The 17,634-nt window shown below is 49.7% G+C and carries 15 protein-coding genes and 3 tRNA genes; 14 read left to right on the top strand and 4 right to left on the bottom strand.

The window, feature by feature from the left end; translation table 11 throughout:
• Positions 1-103: 103 nt before the first annotated feature.
• The 8 genes from recA (at position 104) to GO003_RS21320 (ending at position 6,128) form a co-directional block, all read left to right on the top strand.
• Positions 104-1,141, top strand: a complete 1,038-nt coding sequence (gene recA / locus GO003_RS21355) for a recombinase RecA (protein WP_159658438.1) — start codon at positions 104-106, stop codon at positions 1,139-1,141.
• Positions 1,142-1,166: 25 nt separating this feature from the next.
• A complete protein-coding gene (locus GO003_RS21350; RefSeq protein WP_159658439.1) occupies positions 1,167-1,625 on the top strand; it encodes a regulatory protein RecX in 459 nt (152 codons plus the stop codon).
• A gap of 27 nt (positions 1,626-1,652) precedes the next feature.
• Positions 1,653-4,265, top strand: coding sequence for an alanine--tRNA ligase (gene alaS, locus GO003_RS21345; RefSeq protein ID WP_206444754.1), 2,613 nt, complete (start codon positions 1,653-1,655; stop codon positions 4,263-4,265).
• Positions 4,266-4,283: 18 nt separating this feature from the next.
• Complete coding sequence (locus GO003_RS21340; RefSeq protein WP_159658440.1) at positions 4,284-5,513, top strand: aspartate kinase; 1,230 nt, start codon at positions 4,284-4,286, stop codon at positions 5,511-5,513.
• Positions 5,514-5,606: 93 nt separating this feature from the next.
• Positions 5,607-5,798, top strand: coding sequence for a carbon storage regulator CsrA (gene csrA, locus GO003_RS21335; RefSeq protein ID WP_159658441.1), 192 nt, complete (start codon positions 5,607-5,609; stop codon positions 5,796-5,798).
• Between the two features lie 7 nt (positions 5,799-5,805).
• Positions 5,806-5,897: transfer RNA gene (locus tag GO003_RS21330), tRNA-Ser, on the top strand.
• Positions 5,898-5,959: 62 nt separating this feature from the next.
• Positions 5,960-6,036 (top strand) — tRNA-Arg (locus GO003_RS21325).
• 16 nt (positions 6,037-6,052) lie between these two features.
• Positions 6,053-6,128: transfer RNA gene (locus tag GO003_RS21320), tRNA-Asn, on the top strand.
• Between the two features lie 94 nt (positions 6,129-6,222).
• Here the strand turns inward: GO003_RS21320 and GO003_RS21315 are convergent.
• Complete coding sequence (locus tag GO003_RS21315; RefSeq protein WP_159658442.1) at positions 6,223-6,516, bottom strand: helix-turn-helix transcriptional regulator; 294 nt, start codon at positions 6,514-6,516, stop codon at positions 6,223-6,225.
• Between the two features lie 506 nt (positions 6,517-7,022).
• On the opposite strand from GO003_RS21315, the gene GO003_RS21310 reads away from it, so the two are divergent.
• Genes GO003_RS21310 through GO003_RS21300 form a run of 3 tightly spaced genes read left to right on the top strand, consistent with a single transcriptional unit; the run spans position 7,023 to position 11,349 of the window.
• Entirely contained in the window at positions 7,023-9,083 is a 2,061-nt protein-coding gene (locus tag GO003_RS21310; RefSeq protein ID WP_159658443.1) for a TonB-dependent receptor plug domain-containing protein, read from the top strand.
• On the top strand, positions 9,080-10,423 hold the full coding sequence (locus GO003_RS21305) for a cytochrome P450 (RefSeq protein ID WP_159658444.1): 1,344 nt from the start codon (positions 9,080-9,082) through the stop codon (positions 10,421-10,423). Before GO003_RS21310 ends, GO003_RS21305 begins: the two co-directional genes overlap by 4 nt.
• A 2-nt stretch (positions 10,424-10,425) precedes the next feature.
• A complete protein-coding gene (locus GO003_RS21300; protein ID WP_159658445.1) occupies positions 10,426-11,349 on the top strand; it encodes a response regulator in 924 nt (307 codons plus the stop codon).
• Here the strand turns inward: GO003_RS21300 and GO003_RS21295 are convergent.
• The 3 genes from GO003_RS21295 to GO003_RS21285 are packed head-to-tail and all read right to left on the bottom strand — an operon-like array spanning position 11,318 to position 14,632.
• Positions 11,318-12,829, bottom strand: a complete 1,512-nt coding sequence (locus GO003_RS21295; RefSeq protein WP_159658446.1) for a sensor histidine kinase — start codon at positions 12,827-12,829, stop codon at positions 11,318-11,320. The two genes, GO003_RS21300 and GO003_RS21295, sit on opposite strands and share 32 nt — an antisense overlap.
• A gap of 2 nt (positions 12,830-12,831) precedes the next feature.
• Entirely contained in the window at positions 12,832-13,701 is an 870-nt protein-coding gene (locus tag GO003_RS21290) for a type 1 periplasmic-binding domain-containing protein (RefSeq protein ID WP_159658447.1), read from the bottom strand.
• Positions 13,691-14,632 carry a hypothetical protein gene (locus tag GO003_RS21285; protein ID WP_159658448.1) on the bottom strand — a complete coding sequence of 314 codons (942 nt, stop codon included), beginning with the start codon at positions 14,630-14,632 and terminating at the stop codon, positions 13,691-13,693. The genes GO003_RS21290 and GO003_RS21285 overlap by 11 nt, the downstream gene beginning before the upstream one ends.
• Positions 14,633-14,725: 93 nt before the next feature.
• On the opposite strand from GO003_RS21285, the gene GO003_RS21280 reads away from it, so the two are divergent.
• The 3 genes from GO003_RS21280 to GO003_RS21270 are packed head-to-tail and all read left to right on the top strand — an operon-like array spanning position 14,726 to position 17,614.
• On the top strand, positions 14,726-15,559 hold the full coding sequence (locus GO003_RS21280) for a ParA family protein (protein WP_206444752.1): 834 nt from the start codon (positions 14,726-14,728) through the stop codon (positions 15,557-15,559).
• A complete protein-coding gene (locus GO003_RS21275; RefSeq protein ID WP_159658449.1) occupies positions 15,556-17,043 on the top strand; it encodes a ParB family protein in 1,488 nt (495 codons plus the stop codon). The genes GO003_RS21280 and GO003_RS21275 overlap by 4 nt, the downstream gene beginning before the upstream one ends.
• Before the next feature lie 13 nt (positions 17,044-17,056).
• Positions 17,057-17,614 (top strand): DUF2857 domain-containing protein, encoded by a 558-nt coding sequence (locus GO003_RS21270; RefSeq protein WP_159658450.1) that lies wholly within the window; start codon positions 17,057-17,059, stop codon positions 17,612-17,614.
• The last annotated feature ends 20 nt before the right edge of the window (positions 17,615-17,634 follow it).

The following is a 17,634-nucleotide window of genomic DNA, read 5'->3' as shown; positions in this document are numbered from 1 at the left end:
CGTGCTTTTCATCATGCATTACCCGGCAATATTAGCTGTGTTAAACATATGCCCTATGGCATAATAAACGCCATTTTTGGGGTTGACTAAAAGGCAGGACATAATGGACGAGAACAAGAAAAAAGCGTTGAGTGCCGCATTATTACAAATTGAAAAACAATTTGGTAAAGGCTCTGTCATGCGAATGGGAGATAGTACTGCTTCCCGCGATATTCAAGTCGTCTCCACCGGTTCTTTGACCTTGGATATTGCCTTGGGCTGTGGCGGTTTGCCTCGAGGCCGTATTGTTGAGATTTACGGTCCGGAATCTTCCGGTAAAACAACACTGACATTATCCGTCATTGCCCAAATTCAAAAATTAGGTGGAACCGCTGCTTTCGTCGATGCTGAACATGCGTTGGATCCCAGTTATGCCGAAAAAATTGGTGTGAATGTCGATGATTTGCTGGTTTCGCAACCCGATACCGGCGAGCAGGCCTTAGAAATCACGGATATGTTGGTTCGTTCCGGCGCTGTTGATATCGTGGTCGTTGATTCGGTTGCCGCGCTGACGCCTAAAGCCGAAATAGAGGGCGATATGGGCGATTCGCACATGGGATTGCAGGCGCGCTTAATGTCCCAGGCATTGAGAAAGCTGACCGCCAATATCAAACGATCCAATACACTGGTCATTTTCATCAATCAAATTCGTATGAAAATAGGTGTGATGTTTGGCAACCCTGAAACGACTACAGGCGGCAACGCGCTGAAATTTTATGCGTCAGTGCGCCTGGATATTCGCAGGATAGGCTCGGTCAAAAAAGGCGAGGAAGTTATCGGCAACGAAACCCGTGTAAAAGTCGTCAAAAACAAAGTGGCTCCCCCCTTTAAACAGGCAGAATTTGAAATTCTCTACGGTGAAGGCGTGTCATTTTTCGGAGAACTGGTAGATCTCGGTGTCACCTACGGATTTATCCAAAAAGCCGGTTCCTGGTACAGTTACGGTGATGAAAAGATTGGGCAAGGCAAGGATAATGCTAAACAATATTTTAGGGAACATGCCGATAAAGCCAAGGAAATAGAAGAAAAAATCAGAAACGAAGCCTTTGGTAAAGTCAGTTTGATCGAAAGTGTTGCGGACGATACGCTTACAGAAGAGTAAGTAATACTTGGCTGCAGAAAGTTGAATGGATTCAAAAAAAAGGATTAAAGCGATTTGTTTGCAACTCTTGGCACGTCGTGATCACAGCGTGTTGGAGTTAATCAGAAAGTTGAAATTCAAAGGATTCGAACTTTCATTGATCAATGAAGTGCTTGCGCAATTGCTTGCCGATAACTACCTGAATGAACAACGTTATGCAGAGAGTTTTACTCGGCAGCGCATTTTAAAAGGTTATGGGCCCAAGCGAATTGAGTATGAGTTAAATCAGGCGGGTATTGATGATTTTGACATGGATTCTGTGCTTGATGAAACGGCAGACAGTTGGATGGATGTTTTAGCCAAGGTTTATGAGAAAAAGTTTTCACAAGAGACCGTTATAACCCCTAATGAGTGGGCTAAACGCAGCCGTTTCTTGCAACAACGAGGTTTTACCGGTTCCATGGTCAGCGCCTTGTTTAAAACATTAAACATACGATTTGAATAAGTTCCAAGACTTGTAAACACTATCATGATGAAAAATATGACCAGCGCCGAATTGCGCTCTGCCTTTTTGAGTTTCTTTCAGAATCGCGGACACTCCGTTCAACCTTCCAGTTCTTTGGTTCCCGGTAACGATCCCACACTGCTTTTTACCAATGCCGGTATGGTGCAGTTCAAGGATGTATTTTTAGGACGCGAACACCGTGACTACACCCGTGCCGTCACCAGTCAGCGTTGTGTCCGTGCGGGTGGTAAACATAACGATTTGGAAAATGTCGGCTATACGGCCCGTCACCACACTTTCTTTGAAATGTTGGGTAACTTCAGCTTTGGCGACTACTTCAAAGAAGACGCAATTAAGCTAGCCTGGGAGTTTTTAACCCAAGAGCTGAGCATTCCGGCTTCAAAACTCTGGATAACGGTTTTCGAGGAAGATCCAGAAGCTGAAAAGATCTGGCTGCAAGACATAGGTATCGATCCTGAACGATTTTCCAGGATAGGCGCAAAAGATAATTTCTGGGCGATGGGTGATGTGGGTCCTTGTGGTCCCTGCAGTGAAATATTTTATGATCATGGTGAAGGTATTCCGGGCGGTCCTCCGGGGTCACCTGATGAAGAAGGCGATCGGTATATCGAGATTTGGAATCTCGTATTCATGCAATATGATCGCGATAAATACGGTCAGCTTCACCCTTTGCCTAAACCTTCGGTAGATACCGGAATGGGGTTAGAGCGCATATCGGCAGTGATGCAGCACGTTCACAGTAACTATGAAATTGATTTGTTTCAGCAGTTACTCCAGGCAGCAGCCCGCTTGGCCGGGACCAACGATGTGACTAACAGCTCGTTACGTGTCATAGCCGATCATATCCGCTCGTGCGCATTTCTGGTGACTGACGGAGTGATGCCATCGAATGAAGGGCGGGGTTATGTGCTGCGCCGTATCATAAGACGAGCCATTCGCCATGGTTACCGCCTGGGTATCCGGGATGTTTTCTTTTACAAACTGGTCGCACCGTTGGCTGATGTGATGGGCGATGCCTACCCGGAACTGGTTCATGCTCGAGAACAAGTTGAGCGCGTTCTAAAAAAAGAAGAAGAGCGTTTTGCTGAAACGCTTGAGCAAGGCATGAAAATTCTTGAAGCCTGCGTTGCCAAGTTAGAGGGAGCTACGATACCCGGCGAAGTGGTTTTTCAACTTTACGATACCTACGGTTTTCCTGTTGATTTGACCGCTGATTTTGCGCGAGAGAATCATTTAACCGTTGATCATGCCGGGTTTGAAACCGAAATGGCGGCCCAACGTGACAGGGCAAGAGCCGCCAGCAATTTTGGTACGGATTATAAAAACGCAATCGCTATCGAAGGGGCTACCGAGTTTACCGGTTATCATCTCCTTGAAGATCAGGCGAAAATCGTCGGATTGTTCAAGTCAGGACAAGCAGTTGAGTCTCTTAATGAAGGAGAAGAGGGTATTGTGGTGCTTGATAAAACGCCTTTTTACGGAGAGTCGGGAGGGCAGGCGGGTGATTGCGGATTGCTGGAAGTTAATGCTTCAGTTTTTCGCGTTGATGCGACCCAAAAGCAGGCTGGCGATCAGTTTCTTCATAGAGGCATCGTCATAGCCGGTAGCTTGAGTTTAAATCAAACCTGCCTTGCTAAAGTCGATATGAATAATCGCAAGGCCACGGAACTCAATCATTCGGCTACCCATTTACTGCATGCGGCTCTGCGAAAAACTTTAGGTGAACACGTTGTCCAAAAAGGTTCTTTGGTTAATTCCGAACGGCTTCGTTTTGACTTCGCACATTTTGAGCCTGTTACTGAGAGTGAGTTAAACACGATTGAACAGCTGGTTAATGACCATATACGCTTGAATGATCCGGTAGTTGCTGAAGTGATGGACAAGGAATCAGCCATGCAGGAAGGTGCAATGGCGTTATTCGGCGAAAAATACGGCGATGAAGTAAGGGTTTTGAAAATTGGCGATTTTTCGGTCGAGTTGTGTGGCGGTACTCATGTTAATCGTTCGGGCGATATTGGTTTGTTCAAGATTGTCAGCGAAACCGGGGTGGCTGCGGGAATAAGACGGATTGAGGCGGTTACCGGAAAAGCTGCAATGGATTGGCTGGACTCCAGAGAGAAAACTTTATCGCTGATCGCCAGCTTGATGAAGACACCACAAGATAAGGCCTACGAAAAAGTGGAGCAGCTGGTTGAAAAACACAAGCAGCTGGAAAAAGAGCTTGAAAAGCTCAAGTCAAAACTAGCCAGCTCTGCTGGGACTGAACTATCGTCGCAAGCCATCGATATCCAGGGTGTAAAAGTATTGGCAGTGCGTTTGGATGGCATTGATCCTAAGTCCATGCGAGAGATGGTCGATCAGTTGCGCAATAAATTAGGCTCCTCTGCAGTAGTGCTTGCGACTGTTGCTGATGGTAAAGTCAGTCTGATTGCCGGTGTATCATCAGATCAAACGTCACGTATCAAAGCCGGAGATCTGGTCAATCAAGTCGCTTCCAAAGTAGGCGGCAAAGGGGGCGGTCGTCCCGATATGGCTCAGGCAGGCGGGAATGACCCCACACATTTGGATGAGGCATTAAGTGCCATTCCGAAATGGGTTGAACAACAGTTAAGTTCTTAAACCAGGGATAAAACAAGAATGGCATTATACGTCTACAAATTTGGCGGTACGTCTGTCGGTTCGGTTGAGCGAATCAAAGCGGTCGCTGAACGCGTTAAAAAAGTACATGATCAAGGCCACCAATTGGTCGTGGTCGTCTCGGCAATGAGCGGAGAAACTAATCGACTGATCGGTTTAGCCAAAGACATACAGCAGTCACCCAGTTCTCGGGAATTGGATGTTCTGGTCTCGACTGGCGAACAAGTAACGATGTCCTTATTAAGCATGGCGCTGCACGATCTGGGGTGTCCGGCTTGCTCATATACCGGAAGTCAGGTAAAGATTTTAACCGACAGCAGTTTCACCAAAGCTAGAATTCGTAAAATTGATGATGCGCGGATGCGTAAAGATCTCGATTCTGGTCGGGTAGTTGTGGTCGCTGGCTTTCAAGGTGTCGACGAAGACGACAATATCACCACATTAGGACGCGGCGGTTCTGACACAACCGCGGTTGCGCTGGCGGCAGCACTTAAAGCGGATGAATGTCATATTTATACCGATGTTGACGGAGTTTACACAACAGATCCCAGGGTGGTGCCCAATGCCCGTCGATTGGATAAAATTACGTTTGAGGAAATGCTGGAAATGGCCAGTCTTGGCTCTAAAGTGCTTCAAATCAGATCAGTTGAATTTGCCGGTAAATATAACGTGGCATTGAGAGTTTTATCATCATTTCAAGATGGTCCCGGGACCCTTATAACCTACGAGGAAGATCAAATGGAACAAGCTTTAATATCCGGCATCGCGTTCAACCGGGACGAGGCGAAACTGACTATCACCGGTGTTCCCGATTTACCCGGAGTAGCTTTTAAAATTCTGGGTCCTATCGCCGATGCAAATATTGAAATCGACATGATTATTCAGAATATTGCGGGCGACTTAACTACGGATTTTACCTTTACAGTCAATCGAAACGATTACCCGAAAGCTAAAGAAATACTGGATTCTATTTGCAGTGAACTTAATGCCAAGGCTGTGACAGGTGACGATAAGATTGTCAAAATATCCATAGTAGGGGTTGGTATGAGATCTCACGCAGGCATTGCCAGTACCATGTTTAAAACCCTGGCGCAGGAAAATATTAATATCCGTATGATTTCGACATCGGAAATTAAAATTTCAGTTGTTGTAGATGAAAAATACCTTGAACTTGCCGTGAGAGCTTTGCACGAAGCTTTCGACTTAGCGCATAAGCCCCAGGAAAGTTAGGCTTTATTTATCTATTTAATCTGATATAATTACTGTCTTGGTTGGTTACTGCATGAATGCAGTCTATATTTTAAAATACAAAAGGGAGAAGCCATGCTTATCTTGACTCGTCGGGTAGGAGAGACTCTTATGATTGGTGATGAAGTAACTGTCACTGTTCTTGGGGTTAAAGGAAATCAGGTTCGCATCGGTGTAAACGCACCAAAAGAAGTCTCTGTTCACAGAGAAGAAATATACGAAAGAATTAAAAAAGAACAGTCAGAGTCGACAGGTTCCCAAGAGTAAAGAATTTGGAGAGTTGGCCGAGAGGCTGAAGGCGCTCCCCTGCTAAGGGAGTATGGGCTTTAACTCCCATCGAGGGTTCGAATCCCTCACTCTCCGCCAAATTTAGTAAGATAAAGCTTGACACAAAAACAATAAAAAAAGATAATAAGCGGCTAAATTAAGCGCCCGTAGCTCAGCTGGATAGAGTACTCGGCTACGAACCGAGCGGTCGGGAGTTCGAATCTCTCCGGGCGCGCCAATTTTAAAAAAGTTATTCCCCTGTAGCTCAGTCGGTAGAGCGGGTGACTGTTAATCACTAGGTCGGCGGTTCGAGCCCGTCCGGGGGAGCCAATCAAGATAAGGCCTGAAGAGTTTTTTTCTTCAGGCCTTTTTTGTTTATAGTGCCTTTCGTAGTGCCTTTCAAAAATAACCATCTAAAATTCAGTCATTTAGTATCTTTTAATCTGCCTTGATAATAGCTTTCAACTTGAGATTTTTTCCAGCGAAGTGGATTTTTTATGGCGGGTTCAGGTACATCCCCGCGTTTCCTCATTCGCCAGAAAGTAGTAGTTGATTTAACTTTCAGAGTTTCCATAAGCTCATTAGCGGTTAAAAAATAATCTGTCATAACGGTTCCCAACTTATCATTAAATGATAAAAATGTAAAAAACGACAATAGTCGATGCCTTGCTCCCAATCGAAAATTACGCACTTTACTTGGTTCGATTCTAGTCATCATGATGCAGGTGTATTCATGGCCAAAAGGAGTAAACTCATACAAAACAAAGATTGATGGAGCTGAAAGACCCCTATTAACGTCAGGTTAAACGCCTTGATGAACGTATAGGATCATTTTAAGTAAAGTCGGATTCATCATTTCAAACGTGTTCATTTCATTCCATAAATAACCGTTATTAAACCTTGGTGGGTTTTATAATGAAAAAGTGCTAATGGTCAGTAGACTATTTTATTAAAAGTCGCATGTTTTCCTTCAAAAATATGAAAGATAGCAACTTCTAGAGATCAATTTTCCATGTATAAATCCAGATAGGTCTGAAAACTTTGTCGGGTAAGCATCAATATTAAAAATTAATCTCTTTATCCTGATAAATTAGGCCCCTTATAAAATGTGGTAAGCAAATTTTAAGAAATGCGCGCTACATTTTATGACAAAAGAATTCCAGTGGAGTCAGATTACGATGTGTAACGTTACAGTTTAGAGAGCCACATTAACCAGAACTTAAAATGGCTAAACACCCATTTAATGTTTTATGGATGATGTTGATGATTAACTGGAGTGCCCGTTCAGACGATCTGGATGACTTTCGCTATGTCTATGGCGATGAGCAAACGGTGGGGATTGCAACCGGTTACAGTCGCCCCTTAGCCGAATCGCCGTCCGTGGTCACCGTTATCACAGCCGAAGACATTAAAAATATAGGGGCTGTTGCAATTGAAGACGTGCTGGAAACCATTCCGGGCTTTCATGTCTCCTCCGCTAATGGCTTTGTGCCTGCTTATGTGATTCGAGGCATTTTTTCGCCGCTGAGTTCACACGTTCTGATCATGCAGGATGGTATTCCCATCAACGACCCGGTTAACTCGGGAAAAGTATTCTCTTATACACATCTGCCCCAGAATATCTCAAAAATTGAAGTGATCCGAGGACCTGGCTCCGCCTTGTATGGTGCCGACGCTTTTGCCGGTGTGATCAATATCATCACCAAACGGGGTCAGGAAATAGACGGCGGAAGACTGGGGGCTCTAGCGGGCAGCTTTGACAGCTACGGTGGCTGGGCGCAATGGGGCAAAAAAATCGCCGATTTTGATCTGGCTTTTTCAGCCCAGGGGAGAACGATGCAGGGTCAACAGGAAACTGTAAGCGCCGATGCGCAGACGGCACTGGACCAGTTGTTCAATACGCGGGCATCGTTGGCGCCCGGCCCGATCAATGTCGCCCGGGAGGATATCGATGCAGGCTTGTCGGTGCGTTATAAAGACAATGTCAAACTTCATCTGCGCTATCAGGACTCAACCACCGCCAATGGCGTGGGGACTACCTTAGCGTTGGATCCTGACGGTCAGGTTCGGTATCAATCGTGGACGTCAGGACTCGATTTAAACCAGCGCTCGGGCGACTTTGAACATCAATTCAAGCTAAATTACTTTTTCTACGAAGCCAATATTCTCAACCATCATTTTCCTGCCGGTGCTTTTGGCGGAGCCTTCAACGATCCGGTCACTTCTCAAATCAATTATTTTTCCCATACCGTCGATGTTGCCCTTAAAAGCCTCTATGACGGTTTCAAACATCATCGGGTTTATGTGGGGGCAGGCTACAAATATGCGATCGCGAATGATCTGGATGAACGCCGGAATTTTTTGATCGCCCCGAATAACATCATCGTGCCGGCTGGGCCCTTGCTCAGCACCGATAGCCTCGGTGTCAAGGCCTTTGCCGATACCACTGACCGTCATATTGTGTTCGGTTTTGTTCAGGATGAATGGAATTTCACCAATGACTGGACGTTGACCACCGGAGTTCGCTTGGATCATTACTCGGATTTTGGTGCGACTGTTAACCCAAGAGGCAGCCTGGTTTGGCAGATCGATCCGTCCTTATCCGCCAAACTGATGTACGGGCGTGCCTTCAGAGCGCCCTCCTTTATTGAGTTAAGGAGTAATCAAGGCCTGCAATTACAAGGCAATCCAGACTTGAGCCCCGAGACCATCGATACTTTGGAGCTCTCTATTGCCAAAAAATGGAAATACGACGTGTCTACCGGGGTCAATTTATTTTGGTATGCCAGTGACGATTTGATATCTGAAACCACTGATCCGCTGCGGACCTTTGAAAATTCTGCCGGGGCCAACGGCTATGGCTTCGAACTGATCACCGCCTATCGTTTCAATGAGCAGCTCTCTTTTGACGTTAACTATACTTTTTTACAGCTTGATCCCAGAAGCGATAGCAACGACAGTTTTGTCGTCGGTGCGCCGCAACACGATATTTTTACCCAGATCAACTGGGCCTTTGTTAAAGACTGGCATGTCAATCTGAGTTCCGACTGGATTTTGGGACGACAACGCGCGACTTCTGACCGCCGGGCGGCAATTGATGATTATGTGCTGGTTAACCTGGCGTTAAGACGGGACAACCTTTTGGATGGTTTGGGATTGACCTTTAAAGTCAATAATCTGTTCGATGTCGAAGCCAGCCACCCGAGTATCAACGGCACGGCTGTCCCCTACGATTACCCGATAGCCGGCATAGCCTTTATGGGACAAGTGGAGATGAGTTTTTGAAGCCAAACGCGCCTCACCCGGCTGGGCAAGAAGCGCCGGGTCCTAAAGGTTGTCCGTTTGCCGGTTCTTTACCGGCATTGGCCTGGCATATTTTGAGATTTTTTGAAGCCATCACGGCAACCTATGGCGATATCGTCTTATTTAAACTGGGCCGTAAAAAAGTCTACCTGATCAGTCATCCAAACGATCTGGCGACGCTGTATGCCGAAGAAAGAAAGGGACACTTCAGCCGGGAGTTTTTTCATGAACCTTATCAGGCTTCATTTGGCAACGGGATTTTCAACAGCTACGGTGAAACCTGGAAAAAACAGCGCAGCATCCTGCAGCCGTATTTCCAGAAACGGGAAAGCGAAGCCTGGTTTCCGATCATCCACGCGGAAACGCAGCGCGTGCTTCAAGCGCTGGTAGACTCGCAGAGCAAGACTGTCCAGGTAGAACAGCTCACGCTGCCGTTAATTCAAGCCATCATGAGCCGGATCCTGTTTGGACAGCCGCTGGAGGATGACGATTCCCGGCAGGCGATAGCGGCCATTAATACCGTGAGTCAACATAACGTGGTGCGGTTGATCCGCGCCTTTATCTTTAATGGCGTCCTGAATCGCCTGCCAACGCCCGGCAATCGAAAATTTAACCAAGCGTTAGTGACCATAAATCAGGCGATGACTAACTTGAGACTTAAGGCCGAAGCGGCGGGTGATGACGCCTGCTTAATCTCAAAACTTGCGCCCCATTTCAATCCTCAGGAACTGCGAGATCATCTGTTTACTTTGTTTTTTGGCGGTCAGGACACCACCGTCAATGCCATCACCTTCACGTTGTATTATTTAGCTCAGCATCCGGCCATTCAACAGCGGGCCAGGGGCGAAATTCAGGGGGTTCTGGCGACAAGCGGTCAACTGACCTACGCCGACTTAAATCAGCTGCCCTTTATCGACAGCGTTATCAATGAATCGATGCGGCTCTCACCGCCGGCCTATGCTTCTTATCGCGATGTCGTCGGAGCTCAGCAGATGCGGGGCTTCAGTATCGATGATCAGGCCCTGCTGGTCTTCTCGCCTTACCTGACGCATCGTCATCAAGAGGTATGGCCGGATCCTGAACGGTTCGACCCGGAGCGGTTTATGAGCGGTACCGGCGTGGATAAATTTGCCTTCATGCCTTACGGGGGCGGGCAACGCATTTGTCTGGGCTTGCATCTGGCCCGGGTCGAGATCCTGACCGTGGTGGCCCTGTTTCTGAATCAGTTTCAATGGACGCTGCCGGCGAACTTTAAGGCAACGTTTATCCCGCACATGACCCTAAAAGCCCGCAAAGGCATCACGTTAACCTTGTTGGACTGAACATGAAACTCCTGGTGGCCTCTTGTTTTAACGACCTTTCAGACCGTATTGATGCCTGTTTGCGTGGCGCCGGACTTGTTGCCGAATTGACGCCGGTCCACTCGGCTGATGAGGTCTTGCAGGCGTTAGCGGGCGATCGGTATGACGGCCTGTGTTCGACTTATGCGTTGGATGATATCGATATTTGGCAGCTGTCGGTATTGGTTCAGTCGAACCGTTTTGCTGATTATACAGTGCCGGTCTATCTGATTCAGGAGGGCTATGAAACGGAGATTCCGCTGATCCTGGCCAATGACTATCATTTTAAAGTGTGTGCGGTGGAACAATTAGCGCAGGTGCTCTCAAGTCCCGCAAGCCCCAATGATTTCAAACCCACGTTGTTGATCATCGAAGACGAGCCGGATGCTGCGTCTATTGCCCTTAACACCTTGGCCGATCACTATCGCATCGACGTAGCCTATGACGGTCAGGTGGGTTATGAGCGCTGGCTGCAGCACAGGCACGACCTCATCCTGCTGGATCTGATGCTGCCCGGACTGTCGGGTGATGAGGTGCTCGCTAACATACTGGCGATCGACAGTGATCAGCCGGTTATCATCGTGACGGCTTTTGCCGGACTTGAAAACCATAAAAACCTGGTGCTCAACGGTGCCAGTGAGTTTCTGGGTAAGCCTTATCGCTTGACCGATTTACGCCGTCTGTGCCGAATCGTCTCTAACCGGGCGCGATTGGTTTCAGAAATTCATTACCGGGAAGATAAGTTCAAACAGCTGAATGCTCAGCTCTGGCTCCTGGATCACTGTCTGGCCACAAACGATCTGGTTCACAGTCGCGCGGTCATGCAACGTATCCAGGCCATGCTGCCGGCAGCGCCGCCCAGCGATGACGAACGGTTCACGCTGTTACAATCGGTAGCACCAGAGTAAACACGCTACCCTGGGTACTGCTTTCGACGCTCAACTTGCCTGATAGCAGGTCGGTATACAGTTTACAAATCGCCAAGCCCAGCCCTGTGCCGCCCACCGGTCGACTGAGACTCATATCGGCCTGCCAAAACGGTTCAAAGATTTTGGCTTGATCGCTTGCAGCAATGCCGCAACCGGTATCGCTGACTGTTATCAGTAAGTGGCCGGGCTGCATCGACCAAGCAATGTCAATAAACCCATCGCGGGTAAATTTATTGGCATTGCCGATCAGGTTCATCAGAATATGCATCAGTTTGTCTTGATCGGTTTCAATTTCCAGCGGAGCACCGTTTATCCGGATACGGTTACCGGTGTGTTCGGTGAGCGGTTCAATTCTATCAACGCATTGATGAATCACGTGGCGAAGCGCGAACCGGGTCATTTGAAGCTGGGCTTTGCCCGCTTCCAGGCGGGCATAATCAAGGATTTGATTGATCTGATGTTCGAGGTTTTTAGCGTTGTTCAGGCCCTTGGTCAAAAACTGTTTAAGTGCGGGATCGGCGCTTGCCTCGGTCGCTTCCAGAGCCAGTTGGGTATAGCCCATGACCGCGTGCAAAGGTGACTTCATTTCATGCGATACCATCGACATGATGTTGGATTTATAACGTGACGCCGACAAGGCGCCCTCCAAGGCTAATTGTAAAGCCGAAGTCCGCGTGGCGACCTTCAGTTCGAGTTCCTCTTCCTGAGCTTCAATTTGGTCGAGCATCTGGTTTAACCGGTGTTTCAACGCTTCGATGTCGCTTGGCCCTTCGAACGTGGCTCTGATCCCGCGTTTTCCCAGGCTGGTTTGTTTCATGACGCGGGCTAATTCCAGAAGGGCACGGGTCAAGGTATCGGAAAGGTGCCGAACTGAGACAAAGATGACCAGCTCAAAGACTATGACGCTGAGCACACTGAGCCAGAGGATTCGATCAATCATCCGGTTCAAGGGCTGTTTAGAGACCGCCAATTCAACAAAGCCAATAAAGGCGTGCGCATGCGTCGCCGATTGCTCGGCCTCCAAATAGTCCGCAGCAGCCGGTTTATAGTAGATGGGTGCATAAAGACACCAGGTGTTTGACAATTCGATCTTGAAGTCGCTGGTAAAGCGCCCCTGAGTAACAGGCTCATTGGCGGCTATGCCGGTGCAGGGATTCGCCTCTCCCGTTGTGGCTAAACGTTCACCGTTGCTCGAATAAATACCGGCCAGCTCAATGGCGCGCTCTTTTTTAAAATGCCGGGCAATTTCACTGGCTTTGTCGGGTGATGCCAGGGTGACACTGAATTTGGCAGAATTCGCAAAGGTCTGTGCGAAGGACTGCCAATAGTGCAGGGTGTATTCGCGGGTATAGGTTGAAACTGCCCAATAGATAGTGAGGATCATAATGGTCGAGGCCAGCGTGATAGCCAACAGCACTGTCAAGCTGAAACGCTGACGAAGATTTAATGTGCAAGCCATCGTTATTTGACCTGGAGTTGGATGCACCTCAAATCCTTAGGCGTAATGTCAATCCGCAAATGCGTGGCTACCGAAGTATTCACGGCTATCTGTATCTGCGTCAGACTTTCATAGCGTTGCGCTTTAGGGTTGGCAGCCAGGGTGCCAATTTGCCGGCCCATACCGGCATTGTCAGGATAAAAAACCATTAAAACCCCCTCTTTCAGATGGGCAAGGTTGGTGGATAACAAGATGATTCTTTTTTCCCACGCCAGCTGGACCAACTCGAACAGAATATCGCGGTCCAGTTGGCTGGGCAGCAGGATGGCGTCGGTTGTCGAAGCCTCATGGGCTAACAGTTGCCATAACGCTCGCGTATTGATCAGCGGATCTTCATGGTGCCGGGAAATCATCAAGGGCTGGCCGATTAAACTTTCCGGATGCACGAAAATACTTGATCGGGTGGGGGCGCCGAACACAAACACGCGCTTGATCGAAGGCAGCAGGGTCTTGAGCTCGCTCACTAAGACGCGGCTGTCGATGGCCAGGCTGACGCCCTCGAATTCCGAGGCATCAAACAATGTTCCGGCAACCAGCAACTGCTCGCGGTAACGGCTCTGCGCCACTTTCTCGGCAGGCATCCGGCCCAAGGCAATGATCTTGGTTGGTTGGATTGAATTGAGCGTTGCTTCGAGTTGGCTAACAGGCATGCTGTCATCAATCACCAAGGTGTCGCTCAGCGGCATGACGGTTTTGACGCCTTCGATAATGGCGGAGTAAACCTGTTGGATCGGGGCGTTGACTTTGGGGTGGAGGATAAGGGGGCGCTCGGTTTGAGCCAGGCAAATCGAGCTGAGCAGAGACAAAGCCAGAATCACTAAGCTATAAATCATTGGCCTCATGAATGCCCTTTTTTCGCTTCATTTCCCTGATGTAGGGCAAGTAGTCGATGAGTCTTAAGGTATTTTTAGTCCAGTATTTAGTGGAATCACGCCCCTGATTCCATAACAGCACGGCTTTCACCGTTTTACCGCACAGTTCCAGTTGCAGGCGGACCTGAGTTATGCGTTTGCCTTTATAGCTATCAAGCACGGAGAGCAGGGCTTCTAGTGGATCTAATAAGCCCTCATCGGAAACCTGGCCATCAAGATTATTCAATCGTCTGAAAAAGCCAATGTTGTCTTTATCCAGCGCCACCATCAAGAGGGCTGCGGCGAGAACGCCGGTGACGAAGATATCCGGCTTTAGATTAAGCCCATCCAGAGCCAAGAGTTCTTCTTGTAAGGCGCCGATCGCCTTTGTGATGTTGATATCCTGCTTTTCTCGTATCGAGCGCTTATCTTGTTGGGCTCTCGGTTTGCCGCGTAAGGCGATATTGAGGGCTTCGGTAATGAAGCCCTTATTTAAACGCTCCGAGCTTAAGTTGAGGCCTAATTCTTTATAAACGGCAACGACCATCTCATGGGGCGGTAAATTTTCAAGTTGTTCGGTGTACAGTCTTTTACTCAACGTGGCAAATTCATCAGGGGTTAGGGTGTAGACATCGGCCGCAATGAACAACGGCGGTTCAAGTGCGCCGGATGTCCACAGTTGCTTGCGCCGTCCACCATTCAATTTAATCAGCTGATCAGGTCCCAGTCGAATCAAGCTAACTGTGTTCAGGTAAGCGTTGAGAGCGCTGGATGCCTGAACGGCACGCCAATGAGCTTCGCTCGATGAATCTGTTTGAGCAAAGTAGTCAGGCTCCGTAATGGTTAACCACTGCTCATAAGGCAGGATTAATCGCTCAGGTGGCAACGCTGGGGCAGATTTTTCAGGTTTCATTCTCTCTATTTATTGTTTTTTTAAAAAATGTAATATATGATCATAATCAACTGTTATTAAATCATTTATTCATATTTATTTACACTAAATATTATGATTAAAATCACCATTGTCAGTACTAAAGGGGGCGTCGGTAAAACCACGCTAACGGCCAATATAGGCGGAATTTTAGCCGATTTCGGCTACCGTGTGCTGCTGATCGACGCCGATCCTCAACCGACTTTATCCAGCTACTACCCGCTGAAAGTCAGGGCTCAACACGGACTGACCCAGCTGATGATCAGTGCCTCGGCGGCTCAGGTCATCAGTCAAACCCGCATCGACAACCTCGATATTGTACTTTCCGATGACCCCCAGGGAAAACTGCGTGATTGGATCCGCGATACGGTCGATGGCCGGGTCCGGCTCAAATACAGTTTGACGCAGGTGGCGGCGCAATACGACTTTGTCCTGCTGGATACCCAAGGCGCAGTCGGGCCCTTGCAAGATGCCGCTGTCGCCGCTGCCGATTTCATGGTGTCACCCATTCCCCCGGAAATTTTATCGGCCCGCGAATTCGTGCGCGGTACCGTCGCCATGATTCAACGCCTGGAACCCATGGCCCGCTTAGGTGCCCCGATCGGACCGTTACGCGGCGTCATTTACCGCCAGGACCGGACCGTTGATGCCCGCCGCATAGCCGATGAATTACGCAAAGAAGCCTTTTTACCGAGCAAGGGCGCCATCACCATTTTGAACACCGTCATTCCCAATGCCGTCGCGTACCGGGAAGCCGCCACGCATAAAATGCCGGTGCACCGCTTTGACCGCAGCCGCAAAGGCCAGGCCCCCAGCGCCTTAGAGACCATGCAGGCGCTGGCCCAGGAACTGATTCCCCATTTACCGAACCTGGCGGCCTCGGCACTGGCGCACGAGGCCCGGCCATGACCACCCGCTTCAAACGGCCTGATCCGGACGATCTCAAAGCCTTATTGTTAGAAGGGCCGTTTAACACGGCTACCGAAGACCCAGGCCGCCTCGCGCCCTCAGAACCCGTCACGCCGGTGCAACTGGTGCTGACCTTAGCCCAAATCAAAGCCTATGACCATAACCCCAGACGGGAAAGAAATCCTGCCTACGACGCAATCAAAGCTTCGGTTCACGAACAGCGCGGCTTGAACAACCCCTTCACCGTGACGCGCCGTCCCGGGGAAACCCTGTTCATGGTTCAGGCCGGCGGCAATACCCGGCTGGCCATCCTCAAGGAACTCTTCGCCGAGACCGGCGATGCCGCTTTCAACAGCGTCCAGTGCCTGTATCGACCCTGGCAATCGGAAACCTCGCTTCTCACCGCCCACCTCATCGAAAACGAGCTGCGTGGCGAGATGACCCTGATTGACAAAGCCTATGCGCTCAGAGAGTTGCACCAGCAACTGGAAACAGAACACGAGATGAAGTTGACCCGCACGGCCTTCTGTCAACGCCTTAAAGCCATGGGTTACAGCCTATCCCGGCGGCAATTGATCCGTTTTGATTATGCCATGACACTGGACCAGCTGATCCCCCATACCCTCCGGAACGGCTTAGGCGCCACGGGCATCGATCAGATCAAAGCCACCGAAAAAGCCTACCAACGGCTCTGCCAGGATAAAACCCCGCAATTTGCCGCCTTGTTTGCCCATACCCTGGCCAGTTGTGATGACGAACCCTGGGACCTTGAGGTCGTGCGCCGGGAACTGGACAAGCAACTGGCACCGCTGCTCGACATCCCCGTCACACGGCTGCGTCAGACTATCGACGCGTCACTGTTCAACGCCCCCGATGACGAGGACTGGCCGGATGATCCCGGCCAACCGACAGCGACTGACCATCAAGCCTCAACGACACTGGACCAGAGCTCGGCGCACGCCAGCCCAACCGATCCGTGCCCCGCCAGTACCGATGTCGACACCGTCACGCCCCGTTATCCGGCAGAACCCGACACCCCAGCCGATATTCACGCCCTGTATGAGCGAACCTACGGGCTCGCCCACCGCATTGCCCGTTCGATTCACCTGGAACAGGTCGTGGTACCGGTCTCCCAAGGCCTGGGTTTTATCATCGAAAAACCGCAAGCCGCTTTCACCGCTCACGCCACCTGGGGGCTGTGGTGGTTATTGCTGGGCATCGCCGAACAAAGCGTCAGTCCCGAACGCGACCCCTTGTGGCAACACACGGACTTGTACCAGCTCCAGCAAGACCCCGAGGGCACGGCACTTCAGCAGTTAGTCGGACCGGCACCCAGTGTCTCCCATTATCCCCACGAAGTTCTGCAAAATAAAGCGATTGTTCCCGATCCGGTGTTCACGGATATCTGCCAACTCATCGAAACCTGCCGGCACATTCGTCAGCACTACCCCTCTACCCAGTTATGGCCCTCAGGCCCACCTTAACAGCGAGGTCACCATGAACTATCACGCCGAATTTGCCTTGCACACCTTGATGTTTGTATCGCGCATGGCCGCCGAAGGGGACTTTGACACGCCCCACCAACTGGGTCTGCGCACCGATCAAATCGAAAAAATCATGACCCTCAGCACCCAGGAAATCCATGAGATGGCCGCAACCACCAAAGCCCGCTATCTGCGCATCCTGTTTGATGCCGACGCCCTCGATACCGCCATGCAGGTCTGTGCGCAGCGGATCCGGCAGCGGCAATTGATCCTGCAACTGTTGACTGCAGGGGCCTCCTTACCGGTCATGCGCACCTTGTTCGGCTTCACCAGCGCCGACACCGCCCAATACCGCAAATACCTGAATCTTCCCAAAGCCGACGGCCGTCCGGCCCTGCCCACCGATGCCCAGCAAGTCAACATCTGGGAGCTTTGGAAAGCCACCGACTCCGAACCGCTCGGCATCGCCGAACGCCTGCTCTATGTCCATCACCACACCGGCATCAAAATCAGCGCCATCTGGCCGCTGATTCAGGACTGGTTTGCCGGCAACCTCGATGGCCACGCCTAGTCGGCAGCGCTTACCGTGAC

The organism is Methylicorpusculum oleiharenae, assembly GCF_009828925.2.
Taxonomy (GTDB): Bacteria; Pseudomonadota; Gammaproteobacteria; order Methylococcales; family Methylomonadaceae; genus Methylicorpusculum; species Methylicorpusculum oleiharenae.
This window is presented reverse-complemented; position numbering and strand designations above follow the sequence as displayed.